This is a genomic window from Halomarina pelagica (assembly GCF_024228315.1).
Lineage (GTDB): Archaea > Halobacteriota > Halobacteria > Halobacteriales > Haloarculaceae > Halomarina > Halomarina pelagica.
On sequence record NZ_CP100454.1, the window covers coordinates 897,930 to 923,186 of the forward strand.

General features: G+C 69.7%; 24 protein-coding genes. 16 read left to right on the forward strand and 8 right to left on the reverse strand.

Translation table 11 applies throughout. The features are described from left to right. Positions 1-4 precede the first annotated feature (4 nt). Together samp2 and NKI68_RS04775 are read right to left on the reverse strand one after the other, a co-directional pair. The gene (gene samp2 / locus NKI68_RS04770) at positions 5-211 is read right to left on the reverse strand and encodes a ubiquitin-like small modifier protein SAMP2 (protein WP_254545553.1); all 207 of its coding nucleotides are present in this window, start codon (positions 209-211) and stop codon (positions 5-7) included. 64 nt (positions 212-275) lie between these two features. After that, the gene (locus tag NKI68_RS04775; RefSeq protein ID WP_254545554.1) at positions 276-1,319 is read right to left on the reverse strand and encodes a bactofilin family protein; all 1,044 of its coding nucleotides are present in this window, start codon (positions 1,317-1,319) and stop codon (positions 276-278) included. Positions 1,320-1,494: 175 nt separating this feature from the next. On the opposite strand from NKI68_RS04775, the gene NKI68_RS04780 reads away from it, so the two are divergent. Beyond that, positions 1,495-2,469 carry a replication factor C small subunit gene (locus NKI68_RS04780; RefSeq protein WP_254545555.1) on the forward strand — a complete coding sequence of 325 codons (975 nt, stop codon included), beginning with the start codon at positions 1,495-1,497 and terminating at the stop codon, positions 2,467-2,469. Positions 2,470-3,446: 977 nt separating this feature from the next. Here the strand turns inward: NKI68_RS04780 and NKI68_RS04785 are convergent. Beyond that, positions 3,447-3,947, reverse strand: a complete 501-nt coding sequence (locus tag NKI68_RS04785; protein ID WP_254545556.1) for a TspO/MBR family protein — start codon at positions 3,945-3,947, stop codon at positions 3,447-3,449. 140 nt (positions 3,948-4,087) lie between these two features. On the opposite strand from NKI68_RS04785, the gene alaS reads away from it, so the two are divergent. The 9 genes from alaS to NKI68_RS04830 all read left to right on the forward strand — a co-directional run bounded on the left by alaS (position 4,088) and on the right by NKI68_RS04830 (position 14,908). Further along, complete coding sequence (gene alaS, locus NKI68_RS04790; RefSeq protein ID WP_254545557.1) at positions 4,088-6,862, forward strand: alanine--tRNA ligase; 2,775 nt, start codon at positions 4,088-4,090, stop codon at positions 6,860-6,862. A gap of 124 nt (positions 6,863-6,986) precedes the next feature. Beyond that, positions 6,987-7,310, forward strand: a complete 324-nt coding sequence (locus tag NKI68_RS04795) for a nucleoside triphosphate pyrophosphohydrolase (protein WP_254545558.1) — start codon at positions 6,987-6,989, stop codon at positions 7,308-7,310. Positions 7,311-7,553: 243 nt separating this feature from the next. Then, positions 7,554-8,549, forward strand: a complete 996-nt coding sequence (lipP1, locus tag NKI68_RS04800) for a LipP1 family hormone-sensitive lipase (protein WP_254545559.1) — start codon at positions 7,554-7,556, stop codon at positions 8,547-8,549. Positions 8,550-8,665: 116 nt separating this feature from the next. Continuing rightward, positions 8,666-9,424 carry an alpha/beta fold hydrolase gene (locus tag NKI68_RS04805; protein ID WP_254545560.1) on the forward strand — a complete coding sequence of 253 codons (759 nt, stop codon included), beginning with the start codon at positions 8,666-8,668 and terminating at the stop codon, positions 9,422-9,424. A gap of 306 nt (positions 9,425-9,730) precedes the next feature. After that, positions 9,731-11,068, forward strand: coding sequence for a hypothetical protein (locus NKI68_RS04810; protein WP_254545561.1), 1,338 nt, complete (start codon positions 9,731-9,733; stop codon positions 11,066-11,068). Between the two features lie 110 nt (positions 11,069-11,178). Further along, complete coding sequence (locus tag NKI68_RS04815) at positions 11,179-11,883, forward strand: type 1 glutamine amidotransferase (RefSeq protein ID WP_254545562.1); 705 nt, start codon at positions 11,179-11,181, stop codon at positions 11,881-11,883. A gap of 65 nt (positions 11,884-11,948) precedes the next feature. Next, positions 11,949-12,392 carry a universal stress protein gene (locus tag NKI68_RS04820; protein ID WP_368410971.1) on the forward strand — a complete coding sequence of 148 codons (444 nt, stop codon included), beginning with the start codon at positions 11,949-11,951 and terminating at the stop codon, positions 12,390-12,392. Between the two features lie 33 nt (positions 12,393-12,425). Continuing rightward, positions 12,426-13,664 (forward strand): chloride channel protein, encoded by a 1,239-nt coding sequence (locus NKI68_RS04825; RefSeq protein WP_254545564.1) that lies wholly within the window; start codon positions 12,426-12,428, stop codon positions 13,662-13,664. Between the two features lie 80 nt (positions 13,665-13,744). Continuing rightward, positions 13,745-14,908, forward strand: coding sequence for an acyl-CoA dehydrogenase family protein (locus NKI68_RS04830; protein ID WP_254545565.1), 1,164 nt, complete (start codon positions 13,745-13,747; stop codon positions 14,906-14,908). 737 nt (positions 14,909-15,645) lie between these two features. Here NKI68_RS04830 and NKI68_RS04835 read toward each other — a convergent pair. Continuing rightward, complete coding sequence (locus NKI68_RS04835; protein ID WP_254545566.1) at positions 15,646-15,795, reverse strand: 50S ribosomal protein L40e; 150 nt, start codon at positions 15,793-15,795, stop codon at positions 15,646-15,648. A gap of 92 nt (positions 15,796-15,887) precedes the next feature. On the opposite strand from NKI68_RS04835, the gene NKI68_RS04840 reads away from it, so the two are divergent. Continuing rightward, on the forward strand, positions 15,888-16,934 hold the full coding sequence (locus NKI68_RS04840) for a hypothetical protein (protein WP_254545567.1): 1,047 nt from the start codon (positions 15,888-15,890) through the stop codon (positions 16,932-16,934). An 89-nt stretch (positions 16,935-17,023) separates the two neighbouring features. Continuing rightward, positions 17,024-17,485: a luciferase domain-containing protein gene (locus NKI68_RS04845; RefSeq protein ID WP_254545568.1), complete on the forward strand. Its 462-nt coding sequence runs from the start codon at positions 17,024-17,026 to the stop codon at positions 17,483-17,485. Between the two features lie 23 nt (positions 17,486-17,508). On the opposite strand, the gene NKI68_RS04850 is transcribed toward NKI68_RS04845, so the two are convergent. Next, complete coding sequence (locus tag NKI68_RS04850; RefSeq protein ID WP_254545569.1) at positions 17,509-18,009, reverse strand: DUF367 family protein; 501 nt, start codon at positions 18,007-18,009, stop codon at positions 17,509-17,511. A 130-nt stretch (positions 18,010-18,139) separates the two neighbouring features. Here NKI68_RS04850 and NKI68_RS04855 point away from each other — a divergent pair, with 130 nt between their 5' ends. Then, positions 18,140-18,547 (forward strand): nuclear transport factor 2 family protein, encoded by a 408-nt coding sequence (locus NKI68_RS04855; protein WP_254545570.1) that lies wholly within the window; start codon positions 18,140-18,142, stop codon positions 18,545-18,547. Between the two features lie 4 nt (positions 18,548-18,551). Here NKI68_RS04855 and NKI68_RS04860 read toward each other — a convergent pair whose 3' ends face one another. The 3 genes from NKI68_RS04860 to serS all read right to left on the reverse strand — a co-directional run bounded on the left by NKI68_RS04860 (position 18,552) and on the right by serS (position 21,247). Then, complete coding sequence (locus NKI68_RS04860) at positions 18,552-19,259, reverse strand: DUF7979 domain-containing protein (RefSeq protein WP_254545571.1); 708 nt, start codon at positions 19,257-19,259, stop codon at positions 18,552-18,554. A gap of 160 nt (positions 19,260-19,419) precedes the next feature. After that, complete coding sequence (locus NKI68_RS04865; RefSeq protein ID WP_254545572.1) at positions 19,420-19,806, reverse strand: SHOCT domain-containing protein; 387 nt, start codon at positions 19,804-19,806, stop codon at positions 19,420-19,422. An 82-nt stretch (positions 19,807-19,888) separates the two neighbouring features. Next, a complete protein-coding gene (gene serS / locus NKI68_RS04870) occupies positions 19,889-21,247 on the reverse strand; it encodes a serine--tRNA ligase (protein ID WP_254545573.1) in 1,359 nt (452 codons plus the stop codon). Positions 21,248-21,361: 114 nt separating this feature from the next. Between serS and NKI68_RS04875 the strand changes: the two genes are divergently transcribed. From NKI68_RS04875 to NKI68_RS04885, 3 genes are all read left to right on the forward strand, one after another. Next, a complete protein-coding gene (locus tag NKI68_RS04875; protein ID WP_254545574.1) occupies positions 21,362-22,147 on the forward strand; it encodes an SDR family NAD(P)-dependent oxidoreductase in 786 nt (261 codons plus the stop codon). 44 nt (positions 22,148-22,191) lie between these two features. Then, positions 22,192-23,109 carry an MBL fold metallo-hydrolase gene (locus NKI68_RS04880; RefSeq protein WP_254545575.1) on the forward strand — a complete coding sequence of 306 codons (918 nt, stop codon included), beginning with the start codon at positions 22,192-22,194 and terminating at the stop codon, positions 23,107-23,109. 177 nt (positions 23,110-23,286) lie between these two features. Next, positions 23,287-25,179, forward strand: coding sequence for a cation:proton antiporter domain-containing protein (locus NKI68_RS04885; RefSeq protein WP_254545576.1), 1,893 nt, complete (start codon positions 23,287-23,289; stop codon positions 25,177-25,179). The last annotated feature ends 78 nt before the right edge of the window (positions 25,180-25,257 follow it).

Genomic DNA, 25,257 nt, shown 5'->3' on the forward strand with positions numbered 1-25,257 from the left:
GCGCTCACCCGCCCTTGATGAGCCGCAGCACCCGCACCGACTCGGCCTCGACGGGGGCGTCCTCGGGCACGGGTCGACCGTCGACCAGCACTGACGCCTCGTGGTGGTTCAGTCCGACCTCGCACAGGAGGTCGCCGTAGGTGGATTCCGTGGGATCGTCCAGTTCGACGGCGTGGGTCCCCTCCCCGACGACCTCGACGGTAACGCGCATATCCGAGGGAGGGGAGAACGGGCTTTCAGCCTGTCGAGGTCCTCTCGCCGTTCGGCGCTCGGTTTCAGACTGCGCCGGGGCGCTCCTCGCCCTCCGGCTCCGCCGGTGGGCCGGTCGCCTCGCGTTCCTCGCCGCGACCGCGGTAGGCGGCGTAGGCGACGAGCGCGAGCGCGCCCAGCCCGAGCAGCGCGACGACCGCCCGAACGATGCCGCCGAGGACGGGCACGAGCGTCAGCAGGCCGACGACGACGAACCCGACGAGCAGCGCCGCCCAGCGGTTCTCCACGTCGGCGTACCGCAGCAGCCACGCGCCGACGGCCACGCGACCGTAGACGCTTCCGATCCAGACGGCGAACGCGAACAGCAGCGCCCCCAGGATCGTGATCGGGATGCCGACGACGGTGACGGCGAACAGGACGAGGACGACGGGAACCGCGATAAGCGCGAGCAGCCCCGTACCGCCCGATCGGAGGGGTTCGGCCACGGCGGTCGCCGCGACTCGATCGGAGATTCCGGGCAGGACGAGCAGCAGGACCGCACCGAGCAGCAGCGACGCGAAGAACGCGTAGACCGCGCCGGCCGTACCGAATGCCCGCGGATCGACGGGCCCCGCGTCGACGTTCGGCTCGTCGGTCTGCGTGACGGTCCCACCGACGCTCGCACCCTCTGCGCGTTCGAGCGTGCCGTCGTACTCCAGGTTGCCGCCGATGACCGCGCCCTCTGTCAGGCGGATCGTCTCCGCGCCGACGGTCGCGTCGCCGGCGACTCGCCCGGCGACGGTCACCTCCCCGCCGGCCGCGTCGAGGTTCCCGCCGACGACCGCGTTCGGGCCGAGGTCGACGGTACCCGCGAAGGCGTTCACGTCGCCGCCGACCTCGCCGTCGATCAGGACCGACCCGGCGAAGGCGTTCACGTCACCGGTGACGGTGCCGCGGACGACCGCCGACCCGGCGAAGACGTCGAGGTCGCCCCGGACGACCTCGCCCTCTGCGACGACGACGGAGCCGCCGGTCCGGGTTTCGGCCGCGGCGAGGCCGGGGAGCCCCGCCAGCAGGACGACGAGCGCGAGGAGCACCGCCGCTGTCCGTCTCTGTGAGAGGTGGTGCATGACGGTAGCTCTAAGAGTGTCAACGGTATTAAACGTGGACACGGGTCCCGCGAGGAGAGAGTCGGGTCGGGGGACGCTCGATCCGGGCGGATCGGGGGTAGGACGGATCGCAGCGAACCGCCGTCGGTCGCACTGCTCTCGCGGTAGTTAAGTGACGAGGGGGACTGGTGTCGGTATGAGCGAGGCCGAACCGCAGGAGCGCGGGCGCGAGGTCTGGATCGAGAAGTATCGGCCGCAGTCGCTCGACGAGGTCTTCGGCCAGGAGGAGATCGTCAGCCGACTGCAGAGCTACATCGCGAAGGACGACCTGCCGCACCTTCTTTTCTCTGGCCCGGCGGGTGTAGGGAAGACGACGTCGGCCACGGCCATCGCCAAGGAGATCTACGGCGACGACTGGCGGGAGAACTTCCTCGAACTGAACGCCTCCGACGAGCGCGGCATCGACGTGGTGCGCGACCGAATCAAGAACTTCGCGCGCTCGTCGTTCGGCGGGCACGACTACCGCGTTATCTTCCTCGACGAGGCGGACGCGCTCACGAGCGACGCCCAGTCCGCGCTCCGGCGCACGATGGAGCAGTTCTCCAACAACACGCGTTTCATCCTCTCGTGTAACTACTCGAGTCGGATCATCGACCCGATCCAGTCCCGGTGTGCGGTCTTCCGGTTCGCGCCGCTGGCCGACGAGGCGATCGCGGGTCAGCTCCGCGTCATCGCCGAGAACGAGGGCATCGAGGTGACCGAGGACGGCCTCGACGCGCTCGTCTACGCCGCCGCGGGCGACATGCGAAAGGCCATAAACGGGTTGCAGGCGGCGAGCGTGCTCGGCGGGACGGTCGACGAGGAGGCCGTCTTCGCCATCACCTCCACCGCCCGCCCGGAGGTGATCGAGGAGATGGTCCGCACGGCCCTCGACGGCGACTTCATCGCCGCCCGCTCGAAGCTCGACACCCTGCTCACCGAGGAGGGGATCGCCGGGGGCGACGTCATCGACCAGCTCCACCGCTCGGTGTGGGAGTTCGGCCTGTCCGATCGCGAGGCCGTGCGCCTGATGGACCGCATCGGGGAGGCCGACTACCGCATCACGGTGGGCGCGAACGAGCAGGTGCAACTGGAGGCGTTGCTCGCCTCGTTGGCGTTAGAGAACGAGTAACGACGCTTCGTAGGACCGGCAACGCCGCGCTTCGAGCGGCGTTCGGACGTGACTCCGTCGCGTCTCTTTTTCGTGGAGGGTTTTACCGCGAGTGGCGGCCGCAGCGAAGCGAGGACACCCGAGCGGTAAAACGGTCCACGTCAGCAGGTGCAGCTGGAGGCGTTGCTCGCCTCGTCGGCGTTAGAGGGTGAGGACTGAGATCGAGTTCTGGCTTTCGGTTATCTTGGTGGAGTACGAGGGATTTGGTTTCGTATAGACGTCTGGAATTTTTTTCGTGTACAATCGGAGAGACAGTGACCACCTCGAAAGCCCTCGGGCGGACGACTCGCGCGAACCACGCTGCGCTCCTCGGCTCGCTCCCACCGCTGGACTCGCTGCGCTCGTCCAGCGTGCTCCCGCTCACTTCACTCGCGGGAACTCCGGTCGCTCGCCTGCGGTGCTTACGGGTTCGTGCCTCGCGAGACTCGCGTCGCTCGTCTCGCTGGCCTCCGCCCTCGCCCTTTCAGTCCACCAGGAGACTCATCCTACTCGGTTCCTGAGCCCCCGCTCGCTCGCCTGACGGCTCGCTCACGGAGACGCCAGGCGACCGCACCTCGCCGTCCCGCACAGTACGCCTGCCGTCCCCCGGATCGGGCGACGAGACGCCCTCTCGGCCACGCGGCTGGGCGCGCTTCTATGCGCGCCCGACGGAGTCGGGTAGGCAGCCTGGCGGACTGAAAGGGCGAGCGGTCTCGGGGAAGTCCGACACCGCAAGCACCGGAGCCGAGCGAGCGGCGCGAGCGAGGTGAGGAGCGCAGCGTGTGGCGCACGACCCGAGACCGCGAGGGCTTTCGAGGTGCTCTCGATACCGTTCACAGCGTGTTGAGGGCGTTCGGGGGAGTCTTGAAGGATTTCGTAGCGCCCGAGGGCGTTCGAGCTATCCTCAGTGGTGTTCGTAGCGCACGAGTGTTGTCGAGACGATCACGCCCCTCCTAGCGTCAGTTCAGCACCCAGAACCCGTAGTTCAGGTACGTGGCGAACGCGACCCACGCGAGGTAGGGGACCATGAGGTAGGTCGCGCGGCGGTCGATGCGCCAGAACGCGCCCATCGTGGCGACGATGGCGAGCAGCAGGGCGACGATGACGGCGAGCGCGCCGAGGATCTCCCCCGCGCCGAAGAAGACGAACGACCAGGCGAAGTTGAGCGCGAGCTGGAGGGCGAACAGGCCGACCGCGACGGTCCGCGCGCGACCGCGCCCGTTGCGCCAGGCGAGCCAGACGGCCGCGCCCATCAGCGCGTACAGCGTCGTCCAGACCGGCCCGAACACCCAGTTCGGCGGGGCGAGGTCGGGGCGGACGAGCGACTGGTACCACGTACTGAGGCCGGTCTGCGTGAACACCGCGGCGGTGATGCCGACGAGTTCGCAGACGAGGACGGCGACGAGGAGGCCCACGATCGACCGGAGGTCGGGCAGCCGACGGGAGGAGATCGCTTCCATATCGGTGGGAAGGAGTCGCATCCGGATAACGCTAGTCCACGACCTCCATCGGGGATAAACGGCGATCGTGACTGTCCGCTCGGAGTTCGAACCCGTTCGTTCGGAAGGGTTTTAGGCGCACGTTGGCCAAAGTGAAGGCAATGAGCGAACTCGACGAGGAGTACCGACTTGCGTACTTCGAGGAGGAGGGATTCACGCGACGGGAGTGCCCCTCCTGCGGGGCGCACTTCTGGAGTCGCGACCCCGACCGCGAGACCTGCGGCGAACCCCCCTGCGCGGAGTACGACTTCATCGACGCGCCGGGCTTCGACGGGGAGTACACGCTGGAGGAGATGCGCGAGGCCTTCCTCTCGTTCTTCGAGGAGCACGGCCACGAGCGCATCGACCCCTACCCCGTCGCGGCGAACCGCTGGCGCGACGACGTGCTGCTCACGCAGGCGTCGATCTACGACTTCCAGCCGCTGGTGACCTCGGGGCAGGCCCCGCCGCCGGCGAACCCGCTGTGCATCAGCCAGCCGTGCATCCGCATGCAGGACATCGACAACGTCGGCAAGACGGGCCGGCACACGATGGCCTTCGAGATGATGGCCCACCACGCGTTCAACACCCGGGAGGACGCCGAGGGCTACGCCTACCACGGCGAGGTCTACTGGAAGGACCAGACGGTGCGCTACTGCGATCAGTTCTTCGACTCGCTGGGCGCGAACGTCGAGGAGATCACCTACATCGAGGACCCGTGGGTCGGCGGCGGCAACGCCGGGCCCGCCATCGAGGTCATCTACCGCGGCGTCGAACTGGCGACGCTCGTCTTCATGTCGATGGAGCAGGACCCCGACGGCGAGTACCTGATGAAGGACGGCAACCGGTACTCGAAGATGGACACGTACATCGTCGACACCGGCTACGGCCTGGAGCGCTGGACGTGGGTCAGCCAGGGGACGCCGACGGTGTACGAGGCGGTCTACCCCGACACCATCGCGTTCCTCAAGCGCAACGCCGGGATCGAACTGACCGACGACGAGGAGCGCCTCGTCCACGACGCCGCCAAGCTGGCGGGCAACCTCGACATCGACGAGGCCGAGGACATGGAAACTGCGCGCGCGGACATCGCGGCGCAGCTCGGCGTCGATTCCGACGAACTCGAGGCGCTGATGGAGCCCCTGGAGACGATCTACGCCGTCGCGGACCACTGCCGGACGCTCGCGTACATGCTCGGCGACGGCATCGTCCCCTCCAGCGTCGGCTCGGGCTACCTCGTGCGGATGGTCCTGCGCCGGACCAAGCGCCTCGTGGACGAGGTGGGCGTGGACGCGCCGCTCGACGAGCTGGTCGACATGCAGGCCGAGCGACTGGGCTACCGCAACCGCGACACCATCCGCGACATGGTGCGCACCGAGGTGGGGAAGTACCGCGAGACGCTCGAGCGCGGCGGCCGCCGGGTGCGGCAACTGGCCGACGAGTACGCCGACCGCGACGAGCCGATCCCGCTCTCCGCGGTCATCGAGCTGTACGACTCCCACGGCATCCAGCCGGACATGGTCGAGGAGATCGCCGCGGAGCGGGGCGCGCGAGTCGACATCCCGGACGACTTCCACGCGCAGGTGGCCGCGCGCCACGGCAGCGAGGACGCGGGCGCGCCCGAGCGCACGGAGGCGGACGAGCGCATCGCCGGCCTGCCGGAGACCGACCGGCTCTACTACGACGACCAGGATCGCACCGAGTTCGAGGCGGTCGTCCTCGACGTCATCGAGCGCGAGGGGGGCGAGGCCTACGACGTCGTCCTCGATCAGACGATGTTCTACCCCGAGGGCGGGGGTCAACCCGCCGACTACGGGACGCTCTCGACGGACGACCGGACGGCCGAGGTCGAGGACGTCCAGCGACAGGACGGGGTGATCCTCCACCGCACGGACGAACCGCTCGGGAAGGGCGAGTTCGTCCGCGGCCGGATCGACGCGACGCGACGCCGACGCCTGATGGCCCACCACACCGCGACCCACATCGTCGTCCACGCCGCCCGGCAGGTGCTCGGCGAGCACATCCGCCAGGCCGGCGCGCAGAAGGGCGTCGACAGCTCCCGCATCGACGTCCAGCACTACGAGCGCATCTCCCGCGAGCAGGTGCGACGCATCGAACTCGTCGCGAACTCGATCGTGACCGACAACACGCCGGTCCTCCAGGAGTGGCCCGACCGCCACGAGGCCGAGGAGAAGTACGGCTTCGACCTCTACCAGGGCGGCATCCCGCCGGGGACGAACATCCGGCTGATCCACGTCGACGAGGACGTCCAGGCCTGCGGAGGGACCCACGTCGGGCGGACCGGCGACGTGGGCGCGATCAAGATCCTCTCGACCGAGCGTGTCCAGGACGGCGTCGAGCGCATCGTCTTCGCCGCGGGCGACGCGGCCATCGAGGCCACCCAGCGCACCGAGGACGCCCTCCGCGAGGCGGCAGAGGTGCTCGACGTTTCACCGATGGAGGTACCTGACACCGCCGCGCGCTTCTTCGAGGAGTGGAAGGACCGCGGCAAGCGGATCGAGGACCTGAAGGAGGAACTCGCCGAGGCCCGCGCCGAAGCCGGCGGCGGCGAGGAGGTCGAGGTCGGTGACAGCGTCGCCGTCGTCCGGCGGCTCGACGCCGACATGGACGAACTCCGCGCGACGGCCAACGCCATCGCCGAGGAGGGCAAGATCGCCGTGCTCGGAAGCGGTCGCGGGAGCGCGCAGTTCGTCGTCGCGGTCCCCGACGGCGTCGCCGTCAACGCGGGCGAAGTCGTCGGCGAACTCGCGGGCCGCGTCGGCGGCGGCGGCGGCGGCCCCGCCGACTTCGCGCAGGGCGGCGGCCCCGACGTGGACGCGCTCGACGACGCGCTCGACGACGCCCCCGAGGTCCTCCGGCACGTGCTGAACGCCTGAGGACCGACGTCCGTTTCACCGACCGGCTGTCGTTCGCAACGGGCAACGGGCAACGACGAGCCGCGTCGAGGCGTCTCGACGCGGCTACCGACAGTTCTATGAGGTCCGTCCGTGGCCCACGACCGTGAGCCGCGACTACGACAAGCTCGTGCGCGACCGGATCCCCTCGATCGTCGAGGAGAACGGCGAACGGCCGGTCACGCACGTCGCCGATCGAGCGGAGTACCGACGACGGCTACACGCCAAGCTCGACGAGGAGGTCCGCGAGTTCCACGAGGACGAATCGCCCGAGGAACTCGCGGACGTGCTGGAGGTCGTCTTCGCGCTCGCCGCGACGCTCGACGTGGACGAGTCGGATCTGCGGCGACTGCGGGAGGCGAAGGCCGCCGACCGCGGGCGGTTCGCGGAGCGTATCGTCCTCGACCGCGTCGAGGACGGGTCGGAGTAGCTACCCGCCGATCCGCCGAGGCGTACGCCCCCGCCGGGATCGAGCGAACGCTTCGGATTCGCGGGGGGCGGCGTCGCCAGCGGAGCGGTTTCGCCCTTCGGCATCGAACTGGGGATACCGGCGTCTCACCGACCGACAGGGATCTCGTGACGTGAGAGGGGTCGAACGGGGAGAGCGCGATCCTACGCGCGGACCGTCGTGTCACGAGATAACTACAATCGGTCGTGGATCCAACGGCCGTTCATGTCCCACCGGAACACCTCCAACCGGACCGAAACCGACGTAGAAGTCACGACGACCGCAACCCCTCACCCGGACGTGCAGGCGATACTCGATGGGCGGGCGGAACTGGGGATACCGCGCCTGAGTTCGCTGTCGGTCGGCGGGATGCGACAGCTCCTCGAGGAGCTGTGGGCTCCGCCCGCGGATCCCGAACCCGTCGCGGCGGTGCGGGACGTCTCGATCGACGGTCCCGCCGGCGACGTTCCGATCCGGATCTACACGCCCGACGGCTCCGGACCGTTTCCGGTCCTCGTCTACTTCCACGGCGGGGGCTGGGTAGCGGGCGGCATCGAACTCGACGACGGGATCTGCCGCGCGCTGACGAACGCGGCCGGGTGCGCGGTCGCCTCGATCGGGTATCGCCACGCGCCCGAACACCCGTTCCCGGCACCCCTGGAGGACTGCTACGCGGCGACGGAGTGGGTCGTCGAGCACTCCGAAGTCGCTCACGGCGATCCCGATCGGATCGCGGTCGTCGGCGAGAGCGCGGGCGGGAACCTGGCCGCCGCGGTCGCGCAGGTCGCCCGGGATCGCGGCGGCCCGGCCCTGGCCCATCAGGTGCTCGTCACCCCCGTCCTCGATCGCTCGTTCGACAGGCCGTCGTACGACATCGATCCGTCGCAACTCGTGATAACGAGAGCGGACGTGGAGTGGGTCTGGGATCGCTACCTCGAGAGCGACCTCGACGCCAACAACCCGTACGCGTCGCCGCTGCGGGCGCGCGACCTGAGCGGGCTTCCGTCCGCGACGATTGTGACCGCCGGCTTCGACGTGCTGCGCGACGAGGGACTCGCGTACGCGGAACGGCTCGAGGACGCCGGCGTTCGGGTCACGTACCGCGAGTACGACGACGTGATCCACGGCTTCCTCGGCATGCTCGACGATCCGGCGCTCGAACGGGCGCGCGAGGTGATCGACGCCGTCGCCCGGGACCTGCGAGACTCGTTCGGGGGGTAGTCGTTCGATCACATTCGTCGCGGACGACCCGCCGTCCCGTCGCGCGACACCGGTCGATTCGCCGAGTGCCATCCCCGGTCGAAGTAGCTAACCGCTCCCCGACCCGACCGACGGGTATGCCCTTCGCCGAGAACGACGGCGTCGCGCTCCACTACGAGGCGGTCGGTTCGGGTCCGACCGTCGCGTTCCTGAACGAGGTCGGGTACGGCGCGTGGCTCTGGGGGTGGCAGCACGCCGCCCTCGCGGGGCCGTTCGAGGCGCTCGTGCTCGATCCGCGAGGCACGGGCCGGTCCGACGCCCCGCCGGGGCCGTACGCCGTCGAGACGCTGGCGGACGACCTCGAGGCCGTCCTCCGCGAGCACGGGGCGCGCCGCGCCCACCTCGTCGGGGCCGGCCTCGGGGGGATGGTCGCGCTCGACTACGCCCGGCGGTACGGTCGCGCCCGCTCGCTCGTCCTCCTCGGGACGGCCCTCGACGGCGGGTCGGTGGACGCGGAGGCGCTCGACGCGATGGGAGGACGAGGCCCCCGGTCGCTGTCGCCGTGTCTCTCGCCGGACTTCGTCGAGCGTCAGCGCGAGGTCGTCGAGGGGATCCGGTCGTGGAGAGAGACCGACGACGCCGCTCCCGAGGCGCGGGCGGCGCAGGCGGCGGCGATGCTGGCCTTCGAGTGCGACGCCCCCTACGAGGTGACGGCCCCGGCGCTCGTGTTGCACGGCGCGGACGACCCGGTCGTTCCCCCCGCGGCGGGCGAGGCGCTCGCCGAGGCGCTCCCCCGGGGGCGGTTCCAGGCGCTCCCCGGCCGCCACCTCGCGTTCGTCGAGGCGTCCCGTCCGGCGAACGACGCCATCGTCGGCTTCCTCGAGTCGGTCGAGTGAAGGGTTCGGGTTCGGATGACCATCTGCGATCGCCCACCCTCACGAGACCGGAAGTACCCCACCCGTCTTACTGTACGTATCTCGATGTTTTCAGCTCGTCCTTACACTAATAGTCTCCGAATAACCCGGCTCCGTCCGCTGGTTTCGATTGTCATCCCGGACGGACGGTTTCGGCCGACTGACCCTCTCGAATATGATTCATAACTAACACCCTTCGTTCTGATTACAGAATCGTATGGTCTTGAGAAAACTATCGTCGAAAGACGATGCGCAATTCACAGCACAGCTGTATCGCACGGAAAAGCCATGAGACGGGGACTCCTCGCGGTGTTCGCCGTCTTCCTGGTGCTCACCTCCTCGGTCGCCGTCGCGGGCGTCACGCTCGCGCCGTCGGGCGTGGCGAACGCCCAGGAGGGGGTCGCCCCCGAGACGGCGTCCGGTCTGACGCTCACGGCGGTCTGCACCGACCAGGCGAACGGTACCGCCACCTACCGTATCGATAGCGAGCGGGAGAACGACACGGTCGTCGCCTTCCTCGCGCTCGAAACCAACGAAAACGGTGCCGTCACCGTCCCGGCCGGCGGTAGCGCGACGTTCACCGTCGACCTGAACCCCGACGGGTCCACCACGGTCGTCGCGGCCCTGCAGTCCGAGGCGGTCGTCGGAATCGCACCCGCGGCCGACGAACCGTGCGCGGACGACGGTGACGGGGCTGACGAGGGCGACGAGAACGAGACGGACGAGAACGGTACCGACGAGAACGAGACGGACGAGAACGGTACCGACGAGAACGAGACGGACGAGAACGGTACCGAGGGCGATCTCCCCGGCGACCTCCCCGACCTCCCGGTCAACGAGGAGGTGACGATCTGTGAGGAGACGAAGAACAGCGCAGAGCAGCTGTTCGTTCCCGGTCAGTACTCCGTCGACGGGTTCACGCTCAACGTCAGCGGGACCCTCGACGACGGCACCGTCGAGGTCGTACAGGACGGCACCGTCGTCGCGGTTCTGACCACCTCGTTCGACGAGGACTCCGGTACCGTCACGCTCGAGTACCAGGGTAGCACCGTCGCGACCGTCGACGTCACGCTCGTCGACTGTGACGAGGGCGACAACGGTGACGGCGACGATGGCGACGAAGGAGACGAAGGCGATGAAGGAGACGAGGGAGACGACGGTACCGACAACGGTGACAACGGTGCCGAACAGCCGATGGACGCCTACCAGGTCGACCTCGTCTTCGGCGAACCCATCGAGAACCTGGGCGACTCCGAGGACGCCTTCTACGGAACCCAGGGTCGGCTCATCGCGGCCGCCTCGATGACCGAGGACGGCGAACTCACTCGCACGTTCAAGACGGCTCACGGCGAGCACCGTACGGTCGAACACGGCGAGTGTTCGGTCTCCTACGGCGAGTACGAGTACGACCCGGAGACGGGCGTCCTCACCGTGGACGTCTCGGTCGCCGAGGACTGCGGTTGCGGCTGTGACGGCGTGACGCTCTCGCTCGCGGGCTACGAACTGCCCGACGGGACGCAGGAGTTCGTCCGCGACCGCGCGGACGAACAGCAGCTCGTCGACAGTCGGACGGTCGAACTCGACGCGGGCGAGAACGCCACGCTCGAGATCGATCTCGACGGCTAGACGTCGACATCGACCGCTCGACGAACGACGTTTTCCGCTTTTTCTTCGCCGTGCCGGCAGGGATCTCGCCGAACGTAATCCACAAAGGGTCGACCCGCGTAGGTCGAGCAATGGCACGGTTGCGGCTCGCGTTACTGAACGCGTCGCTCGATGGCACGCGAGCGGACACCAGCAGGAACTTCCGACGGGAACTGAACGCCGACCTCGCCGAGTTCACGGTCAGCGACGGGCGGTTCCCGCCGCCGGTCGGCGTCGAGGGCTTCGATGGCGTCGTCGTCACGGGGTCGGGCGCGTCGACCTACTGGGACGCCCCGTGGATCGACGAGGTTCGCGAGTGGCTCCGGGAGGCGTACGAGCGGGGCCTCCCGATCCTCGGCGTCTGTTTCGGACACCAGTTGCTCGCGAGCGCCCTCGGCGGCACTGTCGAGGCGATGGGCGACTTCGAGATCGGCTACCGGGAAGTACGGCACGTCGGGGAGACGCCGCTGTTCGAGGGGATCGACGAGCGGTTCACCGTCTTCACGACCCACGGCGACACCGTGACCGCGCTCCCCGAGGGCGCGACGGTCATCGCGGAGAACGACTACGGACTCCACGGCTTCCGTATCGGGCACGCCTTCGGCGTGCAGTTCCACCCCGAGTACGACGCGGAGACCGCCAGTACGGTGACGCGCTCCAAGGAGTTCCTCGGCGAGGAACGCATCGAGCGGGTGCTCGCCGGGATCACCGATGAGAACTACGCCCGCGCCTGCGAGGCCAAGCGGCTGTTCGAGAACTTCACCGAGCACGTCCGGCGGGTGCGCCCGCGGGCGTAGCGGGACGGGGAACGCGGACGTTCGCCCCGAGTTTGAAGTGGGGTTACGTGGTATCGATACGCGTGGTGTACGAGACGATCCTCGTTCCGACGGACGGGTCCGGAGGGGTCGCGCCGGCGATCGAGCACGCCCTCCAGCTCGCGACCACGTACGGTGCGACCGTCCACGCGCTGTACGTCGTCGACGAGACCGAGAGCGGCGCGGCCATCATCGGATCGGACGCCGGCGGAGGGACCCGTCGTCAGCGGGAGTCGATCGGCACGGAGGCGACGGAGGCGATCGCCGACGCCGCAGACGACGCAGGCGTCGAGTGCACGCAGGCGGTCCGCGAGGGGACGCCGTACCGGGTCATCACGCAGTACGCCGACGAACACGACGCGGACGTCGTCGTCATGAGCACGCGCGGGCGAACCGGCGTCAGCCGAGTGCTCCTCGGGAGCGTCACGGAGCAGGTTGTCCGGACGACCGACCGTCCCGTGCTCGCGGTCAGCCGCGGTACGGAAACGTAAGTCAGTACTGCCCGCCCCTCCGACCCGGCGGTAATGAACCGTCGGCAGTACTATCGACTCCTCGTCGTCGCCGCCGTCCTCGGCGTCCTCGTCGGTCTCTTCGCGACGGTCTTCCGCCTGACGTGGAACGCGGCCGACCACTTCCTCTGGTCGACGCTCGACGAGCGGTACTGGCGCGTCGTCGTCAGCACCGTCGCGGGGGTCCTCATCGGCGGCATCATCTACGCGACGTTCTACCCGGGTACGCTCTCGACGCTCGTCCGACAGTTCCACCTCGACGGGGCGGTCCCCGCGGACGACAACATCCCGGTCATCCCGTCGGGACTCGTCGGTCTCGTGGCCGGGCAGAGCGCCGGACCGGAGGGAGTGATGAGCGTCGTCGGTGGCTCGGCCGGCACGAAGATCGCGTCACTCCTCGGCGTGGAGGACGCGACGCGGTTGCTCACCCTGGCCGGGATGGGTGCCGGGTTCGGGTCGATACTCGGCGCGCCGATCGGCGGGGCATTGCTCTGGCTGGAACTCCCGCACGACCGGGGGATCGAGTACTACGAGGCGATCATCCCGACGCTCGTGGCGAGCTTCGCGGGCTACCTCACGATGGTCTCGATCGGCGGACTCTCGCTGTTTCCCATCTGGAAGGCTTCCCCCACCTTCCCGCTGACGACGACCCACCTGCTCGTCGCCATCGGCGTCGGGTTACTCTGTATCCCGTTCGCGCTCCTCTACACGCAAGTGTTCGGTCTCGTCGGCGCGCTGTTCAACCGCTACTCGCCCCGTCCGTTCGTCCGGACGACCGTCGCGGGACTCGGTATCGGCCTGCTCGGGTTCTACCTCCCGCTGACGTACTTCTACGGCGGAAAGCAGATAAACGAGGTGCTCGCGGGCGAGTTCACGCTCGCGGCGCTCCTCGCGCTCGTCGTCGGGGAGATGCTCGCCGCCGCGCTCACGATCAACGGGAACTGGCAGGGCGGGCTCATCATCCCGCACATGTTCATGGGGGCGGCGATCGGCCGCGCGGCCGCGCTGGTCGTCCCCGGGGTCGATCCGGTACTCGCCATGCTCGGCGGGATGGCGGCGTTCAATTCCACCGTCACGGGGACGCCGCTCTCGTCGGCGCTCATCGCCATCGCGCTCACCGACGGCGCGAGCGTCGTACCGGTCTTCCTCGCCAGCCTCTGTGCGTTCGTCGCAAGCCCGGTCGTCCGCTTCGTCGAGACGACCGCCTCGCGGACGGAGCCTGCGGGGTTCTACCTCGGTGAGAGCGACGACTGACCACGACGCGGTGGCGTTCGAATCTCGGGCGTGCCGTCGTCGAGGGGAGTGCTTTTACCCTCACACTCCGGAACACTATCATGCTCGATTACGTAGAACTCGAAGCCGACCTCGCGGGGGAGGAGCGGATGATCCGGGACACGGCGCGGGAGTTCGTCGAGGAACAGGTGCGCCCCGGCATCGGCGAGCACTGGATCGAGGGGACGTTCCCCACCGACCTGATCCCCGAACTGGGCGAGATGGGTTTCTATGCGCCGAATCTGGAGGGCTACGGCCTGCCCGGCGTGAGCGAGACCGCCTACGGCCTCCTCATGCAGGAACTCGAGGCCTGCGACTCGGGGCTGCGCTCGATGGCCAGCGTCCAGGGCGCGCTCGTGATGTACCCGATCCACGCCTTCGGCTCAGAAGCGCAGAAGGAGGAGTGGTTGCCGGCGCTCGGTGCGGGCGAGGCGGTGGGCTGTTTCGGCCTCACGGAACCCCAGCACGGCTCGAACCCCACCGCGATGGAGACGCGCGCCGAGCGCGACGGCGACGGGTACGTGCTGAACGGCTCGAAGACTTGGATCACCAACTCGCCGATCGCGGACGTGGCGATCGTCTGGGCCAGGGACCGCTCGACCGACGAGACGCCCGTCCGGGGCTTCCTCGTCGAGACGGACCGCGACGGCGTCAGCACGAACGAGATCGAGGAGAAGCTGTCGCTCAGGGCGTCGATCACGGGGGAGATCGGCCTGAACGACGTCCGCGTCCCCGAGGAGAACGTCCTGCCAGGCGTGAGTGGGATGAAGGGGCCGCTGTCGTGTCTCACCCAGGCGCGCTACGGCATCGCCTGGGGGGCGATCGGCGCGGCGCGCGACTGCTTCGAGACGGCGCGGCAGTACGCGCTCGATCGCGACCAGTTCGGCGGTCCCATCGCCCGCTTCCAGCTCCAGCAGGCGAAGCTCGCGGAGATGGCGACCCAGATCACGACCGCCCAGCTGCTCGCCCACCGCCTCGCCGAGCTGAAGGAGCGCGGCGACCTCCGCCCGCAGCACGTCTCGATGGCCAAGCGCAACAACGTGCGGATGGCGCGCGACCAGTCGCGGATCGCCCGCGAGATGCTCGGCGGTAACGGGATCACCGCCGACTACTCGCCGATGCGCCACATGGCCAACCTGGAGACGGTCTACACCTACGAGGGCACCCACGACATTCACACCCTCATCCTCGGGCAGGATCTGACGGGGATCCCCGCCTTCGAGTGACCGTGACCGTCCGAGGCCGTATGTGTCGGTTTCGTCGGCGTTCCCCGCCGCCGCTCGATAGGCTCCGCTCGCGTGCGTCACGGAGGACGGCACGAGTCGGCGAGACCCCCCCCGCCGGCGACGAGACGTTCCGCCGCTCTCCTCCTCGTTCGCACCGCTCCGGGGAACGCTCGCGTCCACCTGCCGGAACACCGAACACCGAACGCACGGCTCGCGGACGTTTTCACCGCCACCGTCGGCGGAGCGACGGCGCGACGTTCGTGGCGTGCAGGCGACGCCGCGGCGGGATCTGGTTCGCGGGGTGTGGCGTCGCACACTCGCTGAGCGCCCCGCGACGGCTCTCACGTCACACGGACGCTGGTCCCGTTCTCCGGTATAAACGTACGGACGGTAGACCCGACAGCCACCGCCGGCACCAAGTGCGGCACCCGCGAGTAGCGCGGACAACGCGAACGGCCGGCGTTACCGGCCGTGAGCGAGTGTAACGAGCGAGCGGAGCGAGCGCGCCGGCATTCCCGCGAGCCGGAGGCGGGCGAGAGCACGCCGGACTCGCGGTGCTCGTCCGGCAGTGGGAGCGACGAGGGTGGTAGTCCTTCCAGACCCGCGCGGCGGTTCTGGAAGCCTGCGAGACGCGAAGCGTCTCGCAGTGCAGGTTTTGCCAGGGAGCCGCCGGCGACCGCGAAGCGTGTCGTCGCCATGCGACTGCGGCAAAACGTGGTGGTCCAAAAAGTGAGTCGTTAGACCGCGCGGCGCTCCTTCGCCTTCGGGCGGAGGTGCTTGTAGCCGCACTTGCGACAGCGCTTCGCGCGCGGCGAGTTGCGGGCGTTACAGCGCATACAGATCTGCTTCTGGAGGAGCCGCTTCTCTGCTTCCGGGAAACTGGCCATGTGCGAACGTCTCGATACTCGCGGTTAAGGATTGCGAGTCGCCCCACCGACCGGACGTGGCCAGCTAAGGGGCTGGACGCCGTCCCCACGGTATGGCGCTGTTCGACCGTCTCGCCGACCTTTCGCTGGTGATCGAGGACCACGACCGCTCGACGCGGACCCGGGCGACCTCGTCGGGGTTCGACCGCACGACGACCACGTTCGCGCTCCGCGGCGGCGGCGAGACGGGGATGGGCGAGGACGTGACCTACGACGCCGAGGACCACGAACGCCTCTCCGAGCGAGGCCTCGACGCGGACTTCACGGGCGAGTACACGTTCGCGGAGTTCTCCGCCTCGCTCGACGACGAGGCGCTCTTTCCCGAGCCGCCGGAGCGGGAGACGGGCTATCACTACCGCCGGTGGGCGGTCGAGAGCGCGGCGCTCGACCTGGCGCTCCGGCAGGCCGACACCGACCTGGCGAGCGCGCTCGACCGGACGTACGCCCCGGTCCGGTTCGTCGTGAGCACCCGCCTCGGCGAACCGCCCTCCGCCGCCCGCGTCGAGGCCCTCCTCGACGCGTATCCCGACACGGAGTTCAAACTCGACCCGACGAGCGACTGGGGCGACGACCTCGTGGACGCGCTGGCGGCCACGGGGCGGGTTCGCATCGTCGACCTGAAGGGGCAGTACCACGGGACGGAGGTCGATCAGACGCCGGACCCGGCGCTCTACCGGCGGGTGGTCGAGGGGTTCCCCGAGGCGGTCGTCGAGGACCCGGCGCTCGTCGAGGGGACGGAGCCCATCGTGCGGGACGCCGCGGACCGCGTCTCGTGGGACGCGCCGATCACGGGCGTCGAGAGCGTCCGCGACCTCCCGTTCGAACCCTCGTGGCTCAACGTCAAGCCCTCCCGGTTCGGTACCGTCGAGTCGCTGCTCGACACCGTCGAGTACGCCCTCGACCGGGAGATGGCGCTCTACGGCGGCGGGCAGTTCGAACTCGGCGTGGGGCGCGGGCAGGTGCAGGCGCTCGCGTCGATCCTCTACCCCGACGGGCCGAACGACGTCGCCCCCGGCGCGTACAACGACCCCGACGTTCCCGGGGGCCTGCCGACCAGCCCCCTCGCGCCGCCCGACGAGCCGAGCGGCTTCCGGTGGTAGCCCGGCACTCCCCGAAATCGCCGCCGATTGGCGGCCTATCGGCGGTATGCCGGCGGTGCGTTCATATCCGCGAGCGCCGTATCTCTGGTATGAGTATCGACGCCAATCTAGATTCTTCCTCGCGCATCGAGGAGGTCATCGGCGAGGTCTCCCGCTGGCCGGGGATCGCCGTCGCCGACCACCGCTACGGCGGCCGCGAGTTCCGCCTCGGCGCGCGCGAGGTCGGACACGTCCACTACACGGGGATCGTCGACATCGCCTTCCCGAAGCTCGTCCACGACGCCCTCGTGGACGCGGGCTGGACCGAGCCCCACCACGTCGTCCCGCACTCGACGTGGACCACGTTCCGCGTTCGGTCCGACGCCGACGTCGAGCGCGCGCTCCACCTCCTCCGTCTGTCGTACCTCTACCACGCGCTGAGCAGGATCGATACGCCCGAGGGTGCGGCGGCGCTCGAGGCCGTCGACTTCGACGCGGAACTCGACCGCATCGCCCCACCGAAGGCCGTCCGCGGGCGCTTCGCCGCCCTTCGCGAGCGGGCGGGGTACTGATCCCGGCCCCCTTCCGCGGTTCGCTATCGCTCCTCGCCCGCCGCCAGGTACTCCCCTTGCACCGCCACCACCTCCGAGGAGTCCGCACAGTCGGCGTAGCGTCGGAGGGGTTCGTCGTTGAGTTCGAGGAAGGTGTGCCCCCATCGGAACTTCGAGAGGATCCGCTCTGCGTGCTCGCGCTCGCCCAGGATACACAGCGCGCCGGCGAACGCCTCGACGGTGTTGAGGCGGAAGGGCGTCCCGTAGCTGACGGGGTTCGCCGCGACGAGGAAGGGGAGCGCGCGGTGGTCGCCGCGCAGTCGGAACGCCTCCGCCTCGGCCGTCTCCCAGGAGCAGTCGAGCGCGACGAGGGTCGGACCCTCGTCGGCGGGCGAGAGCGCCCGCTCCGCGAACGGGTTCAGGACGACGCCCGGGGGCGTGTCGCGCGAGGAGCGGTGTAACTCGGCGAGGTCGAAGCGCGCGAGCTTCCGCGCGCTGCACTTGTCCGGGTCGTCGTCGCCCTCGTAGCGGACGTGGAGCTGCACGTCCCGAGGTAGCGAACGGGGGGAGAAAAGCACCCCGTCCGGGCGTCGGGCCGGCTCGCGTTCGACGAGTCGGGCCCCCCTCGCCCCGACGAGCCCCCGGATTCATCACTCGGGGGGTCCTTCCGCGACCATGGACGCCGCCGACCTCGCCCGCGAATACTACCGCGCCATCGACGAGGCCGACTACGACGCGCTCGCGACCGTCCTCGCCCCAGATTTCGTCCACGACCGCCCCGACCGGACCATCGAGGGGCGCGACGCGTTCGTCCGGTTCATGCGCGAGGAGCGTCCCGACCCGGACACGACGCACGAACTCGACGCGGTCTTTCTCGACGGGGAACGGGACGAACGTGAGGAGGGACGCGACGCGCGCGGGGAGGGACGCGACGGGCGAGAGAAGAGACACGACGGGCGCGGGGCGGGCGTCGCCTGCGAGGGGCGCGTCCTCCGCGCCGACGGCGGGGAGTGGTTCCGCTTCGTGGACGTGTTCGCGGTCGAGGACGGTGCGCTCGCGGGGCTGACGACGTACGCGCGGTAGCGCGTCACGCCGTCCACGGGCAGCGCGGGAGGTCGGCGACGGCGACGTCCGCCTCCAGTCCGCCTCCGGTGACGAACACGTTCGGATCGCCCCACCGCTCCCCGACGTGCCACCGGAACGTCCCCTCGAAGCCGTCCTCGCCGCGCACGCGGAGCGTGTAGGTCCCGATGGCGCTCTCCTGAAACGACGTGATCGCCCCGGGTTCGACGGCCGTCGGGCCGGCGACGACGCGGCCGTCCTCGAGGAGGGAGACGGTGATCGGCTCCTCGCGGCCGTTGTTGACGGTGAGCGTCCGGCCGGTGGGGAGCGTCGGGCGCTCCTCGACGACGACGCGCAGGATCGCCTTCCCGGACTCCTGGCGCACCACCGGGCGGTAGTAGGTGCCGTCGCGTTCGACGTACGAGACGGAGGGATCGAGCGCCTGGACGAGCAGGAGCGGCCCGTCGGTCACGTACGGTCCGTTCCGTAGCGCGGCGTCGAACTCCGCGCGAACGTCGGCCGGGAGGGATTCGTACGCGACGGCGACCCGGTCGCACCGCTCGTACCGTCGCGTCGGGCTGACGCCGCTCGCGTTGGCGGTGTCGTTCGATCCCCCCGTCGACCCGCTCGACTCCGGCGTCGCGTCCTCGCCACCCGCCCCGTCGAACAGCCCGTCGAGACACCCGGCGGTCGCGCCGGCGACGAACGTAGCGAGAAAAGTGCGGCGGCGCATACCCCGGACCTCTCCGTCGACCGGTAAGTACTTTCTACCCGGACGGCCCGCGCGAGGACCGTCGAATCGGTCCGGGTCGGGAATCGATCCGGGTCGGGAATCGATCCGGGGCCGGGAATCAGTCCGGGCCGGCCGGATCAACCGGGCCGGTCCGGGTCGGCTACGCGCCGCCGAGGCGTTCCCGGCGGCGCTCGTACTCCTCGTCGGTGAGGTCGCCGCGCGCGTACGCGCGCCGGAGTTCGACGAGCGCCGAATCCTCGCCCTCCCCGCCCGCGCCGCGGAGCACGCCGGACGCCAGGGCGACGACGGCGATCAGGCCGAGCAGCCAGAGGAGGCCGCCGAGCCACCACCACGCACCGCCACCGCCGGTGCCCATCATCCACCCGCCGGGGCCGCCCCAGCCACCGCCGGGACCCATCATCCATCCACCCGTCGTCGGCCAGCCGCCGAGCAGCATCGCGAGCAGCATCACGACCAGCGGCGCGAGCAGGAGCACCGCGAGCGCGACGAGCGCGAGGCGGACGAGCCTGTCTGTCGTCTCGTTCATGTGTGAAGATAGCCCGCGCCCGGCTATCTCCCTGTCGGCGATTCCCCCGCGGCGGGGACGGCTCGTTGGCTCGCCGACTCGTCTACTCGCCGTTCGCGCCGAGCGCGCTCTCGCCGACCGGCTCGTGGCCCTCGATGACCGCCCGGCCGCCTATGTACGGGCGCAGCGCCTCGGGCACCGTGACCGTGCCGTCGTCGTTCTGGTAGTACTCGAGGACGGCGACCATCACCCGCGGGAGGGCGAGCCCCGAGGCGTTGAGGGTGTGGAGGTACGCCGCCGACTCGTGGCGCTCGGGGCGGTAGCGCAGGCCGGCGCGTCGGGCCTGGTAGTCCTCGAAGTTCGAGACCGACGACACCTCGAGCCAGCGGCCGCCCTCCTCCGGACCGTCGGCCATGTCGTCGCCGGGTGCCCACACCTCCAGGTCGACCTGCTTCGACTGCTTGTCGCCGATGTCGCCCGCGCAGATCTCGAGGACGCGGTAGGGGAGGCCGAGCCGTCTGAGGGTCTCCTCGGCCTCGTCGAGGAGGCCGTCGAAGCGGTCGTAGCTCTCCTCCGGTTCGACGAAGTTGACGAGTTCGACCTTGTTGAACTGGTGGACGCGGACGATCCCCCTGGTCTCGGTACCGTGCTCGCCCGCCTCGCGGCGGAAGTTCGGCGTGTACGCCTGGTGCTTGAGCGGGAGGTCCTCGCGCAGGAGGATCTCGTCCGCGTACATGTTCGTGACGGGCACCTCCGCCGTCGGGCAGAGCCAGAGGTCCTCGCCCTCGAGCCGGTAGGCGTCCTCCGCGAACTTCGGCAGTTGCCCCGTACCCGTCATCGACTTCGAGTTGATCGGGATCGGCGGGAAGACGTCGACGTAGCCCTGCTCGCGGTGGAGGTCGAGCATGAACTGGATCAGCGCGTGCTCGAGGCGCGCGCCGTCGCCCGTCAGGAAGTAGAAGCCGCTCCCGCTCACCTTCGCGCCGCGCGCCTCGTCGATGATCCGGAGGCGCTCGCCGAGTTCGTAGTGCGGCACGACGGGGTCGGGGAGGTCGCGCAGGTCGTCGAACCCCTCTCGACGGAGTTCGACGTTGTCCGCCTCGCTCTCCCCCGGCGGCACGCTCTCGTGGAGTACCTGTGGCAGTTCGAGGAGGGCGGCCTCCAGGTCGGCCTCGAGTTCGTCGGAGCGCGCCTCCACCTCCTCCAGTTCCGCCTTGAGCTCCTGCGAGCGGTCGATGGCCTCTTGCGCCGCCTCCTCGTCACCCTCGCGCTTGAGGTCGCCGATGCGCTGGCTGACCTCGTTGCGCTCGTGGCGGAGGTCGTCGCCGCGCGCCTTCAGCGAGCGCCACTCCTCGTCGATCGCGAGGATCGCGTCGAGGTCCACCTCGTCTTCCATCCCTCGCTTCTCGAGGGTCTCGCGGACGACGTCCGGGTGGTCCCGGACGAACTGCCTGCTCAACATGCCCCTCGATTCCCCCGGACGCGACTAAGGCGTGTCGCATCCCCGCCTCCCTCTCGCACGGCGCGCCTCGCAGCGGCGCGTTTCTTGTCGCTGGGGAACCAAGTCCGGGCGACCATGACGGCACTCCCCGACCTGTTCGATCTGACGGGCAAGACGGCGTTCGTGACCGGTGCGGGCAGCGGCATCGGCCGCGCGTACGCGGAGGGACTCGCGGAGGCGGGCGCGTCGGTCGCGTGCGTCGACGTCGACGGGAACGCGGCGACCGAGACCGCCGACTCACTCCCGACCGACGCCGTCGCCGTCCCGGCGGACGTCACGAGCGAGGAGGACGTCGCCGCCGCCGTCGAGCAGACGGCGAACGAACTCGGCGGTCTCGACGCGGTCTTCCCCAACGCGGGGGTCGGCGGCGCGATCGCGCCCCTCGCGGAGCACGACCTCGACGACTGGCGGCGGGTCGTCGAGGTGAACCTCACGGGCGTGTTCCTCACGGCGCGCGCGGCGGCCCAGCATTTCGTCGAATCGGAAGAGGGCGGCACCATCACGAGCACGGCCTCGATCTACGGGCTGGTCGGGAGCTTCAACGGCGCGTCGCCGGCGTACACCGCGGCCAAGGGCGGCGTGGTCAACCTCACGCGCGACATGGCCGTCTCGCTCGCACCTCACGGCGTCCGCGTGAACGCCATCGCCCCCGGCTTCGTCGAGACGGCGCTGTTCGCCAACGCCGACGTCTCGGAGGAGGAGATGGCCGCGTTCACGGAGGAGATCGAGCGTCGGACCCTCCTCGGGCGGCTCGCCCGGTCGGCGGAGCTGAAGGGGATCGCGGTGTTCCTCGCCTCGGACGCCGCGAGCTACGTCACCGGGCAGACGTACCCCGTCGACGGCGGCTGGCTCTCGGTCTGAGCCCCGCCGAACCGCTTTTGCCCCGCCGGGACGCCCCCTCACGTATGGCGATCGGCGACCTGCACGAAGTCGGAGCGGCGGGGTGCGAGGACTGCTATTACGTCGACGTGGGAATGTACGACACGCCGGAGTACGGCGCGGTCTACCTCGTCGACGCGGAGCGCCCCGCGGTCGTCGACACCGGCATGGGGACGCGCTACGGGGACGTCCTCGCCGCGTTGGAGCGCGTCGGTATCGCGCCCGAGGACCTCGCGGTCGTCGCGCCGACGCACGTCCACCTCGACCACGCGGGCGGCGCGGGCTACCTCGCCCGCGAGTGCCCGAACGCGACGGTCTACGTCCACGAGATCGGCGCGCCGCACCTGATCGACCCGGAACGACTCGTCGAGGGGACGAAGCGTGCCGTCGGCGACCAGTGGGAGTTCTACGCCGAACCGGTGCCCGTCCCCGAGGAGCGCGTCGCGACGCTCGCCGACGGCGACGCGATCGACCTCGGCGACCGCGAACTGCGCGTCCACCACGCGCCGGGACACGCCCCCCATCAGGCGGTGTTCGAACTCCCCGACGCGAGCGCCGTCTTCACGGCCGACGCCGCCGGTATCTACGTCCCGGCGATCGACGCGGTCGAGCCGACCACCCCGCCGCCGAACTTCGACCTGGAGCGGAGCCTCGCCGACGTGGCGACGATCGAATCGCTCGACCCCGATACGCTGCTCTACGCCCACTACGGTCCCGCCCCGGCCGACGACCGCCTCGCGGCGTACGCCGACCTGCTGGCCGAGTGGGCGGCGGAGGTCGAGGCGGTCCGCGCGGACCTCGGCGACGACGCGGCCGTCGTCGAGCACTTCGCCGACGCGACCGCGGCGCGCATGGGCGACGTCTGGGGCGAGCGCAAGGCCCGGGCGGAGGGGAAGCTGAACGCGCGCGGCGTCCTCCGGTACCTCAACGTTCGCGACCGGTGAACCGCCGGTCCGATCGACGCGCCCCCTCGAACCGACCGCGACCGGCCGTCGCGCGCCATGACGGTCAGCGGCGATCCGTGACGATGACCGACCGTACTCGGGCTCGACTGGCATAGTGTTTGTGAATGTAATCGTTTTACGCGCTATTGTGGCGACGGATCGGTGTTCTTTAAGCGTATGGGAACATCAGCCGCTCGTAGAGAGGACACCGTGTCGAGCGAGCTAATCCCACTTGTAGCGGTCATCATCACCGTCGGCGTGGTCGCCCAGATACTCGGCGATCGGTTCCGAATACCCAGCATCATCTTCCTCATCCTCGCCGGTATCCTCCTCGGGCCCGAGGGGATCGGGTTCATCTCCCGGGGGGCGTTCGGCGACGCGCTCCCGGCCATCGTCGGCCTCTCGGTCGCGATCATCGTCTTCGAGGGGGCGTTCCACCTCCGCGTCGAGAAGCTTCGCGAGGCCCCGCGGGAGACGATACGGCTCGTGACCGTCGGTGCCGTGATCGCCCTGGTCGGGACGGCGCTCGTCGTCCGCTACGCGCTCGCGGCACCCTGGGACGTCTCCTTTCTCATCGGGGCGCTGCTGGTCGCGACGGGACCGACGGTCATCACGCCGATCCTGGAGGTGGTGCCCGCGCGCGACCGGGTCGAGGCGGCGCTCGAGACGGAAGGGATCGTCAACGACGTGACGGCGGCCATCGTCGCCGTCGTCGTCTTCGAGGCGGTCGTCCTGGAGGACGTCACGCGAACGGCGCTGCTCGAGGACTTCGTCGTCCGCCTCGGGGTGGGCGTGCTCGTCGGCATCGCCGTGGCCGGGTTGCTCTGGGTCGGCCTCCGGTACGTCGACCTCTCGCCGGGGAACGCCCCGCAGAACGCCCGACTGCTCGTGCTCTCGGGGGCGCTGGTCGCCTTCGGCGTGGCCGACGCCGTCCGCAGCGAGGCGGGCATCGCGGCGGTCGCGACCGCCGGCATCATCCTCGGGAACCTCGACGTCCCCTACGAGGAGGACATCGCCGCGTTCAAGGGCGACATCACCCTCCTGGTCCTGTCGTTCGTGTTCATCGCGCTCGCGGCGCTGCTGCGGTTCGACGACATCGCCCAGCTCGGGCTGGGCGGGATCGCCGTCGTCGCGGCGGTCGCGCTCGTCATCCGACCGGCGCTCGTGTTCCTGTCGACGATCGGCGGCCGCTTCACCACGAACGAACGGGTGTTCATGAGCCTCGTCGGGCCGCGGGGCATCATCCCGGCGTCGGTCGCCACGCTGTTCGCGGTGCAGTTGCAGGCGGAGGGGCAGGCCGGCGTGGCGACGCTCATCGCCGGCACGGTCTTTCTCGTCATCCTCGCGACGGTCCTCTTCGAGGGGGGACTCTCGCGGTACATCGCGGAATACCTCGACATCATACCCATGCGCGTACTCATCATCGGCGGCGGGACCGTGGGCCGTGCGCTCGCGGACCGCCTCGAAGACAGGGGAGAGAACGTCATCGTCATCGAACAGGACGAGGAGATGGTCGAACGCGCCCGAAACGCGGGCCACACCGTCCACATCGGCGACGGCACCGACACCGACGTCCTGCAGGCCGCGGGTGCCGGAAACGCGAAGACGCTCGTGGCCGCGACCGGCGACGACGACGTGAACCTCCTCGTGGCACAGCTCGCCAACTCCCGCTTCGAGATCGAGACGGTCATCGCCCGGGTGAACAACCCGAACAACGTCGAGGCGTTCGAGGACCTCGGGGTGAAGACGATCTCCCCGACCATGGCGACGGCGCAGGCGCTCGACGACCTCATCGAGCGGCCCGCGCTCGCCAACTGGATCTCCGGCATCGGCGACACGGGTGACGTCCAGGAGATCGAGGTGACCGCGGACGAACTCGTCGGCCGGACCGTCCGCGAGGTCGGCCCCGAACTCCCCGGCGGCTGTCTCATCGCACTGGTCAGCCGCGACGGCGACGCCCAGGTGCCGGACGCCGACTTCGAACTCGAGTACGGCGACCGGATCACGCTCCTCGGCGGACACGACGCCGTCCGCGAGGCGATGACGTTCTGCCACCCGGACGAGCGCTGAGATCGGCGTCGCCTACGCCCTCGCGGACACCGTCGCCGGAGCGGCCGTCGTGGAACTCACGGAGTCGGTGACGCCGAC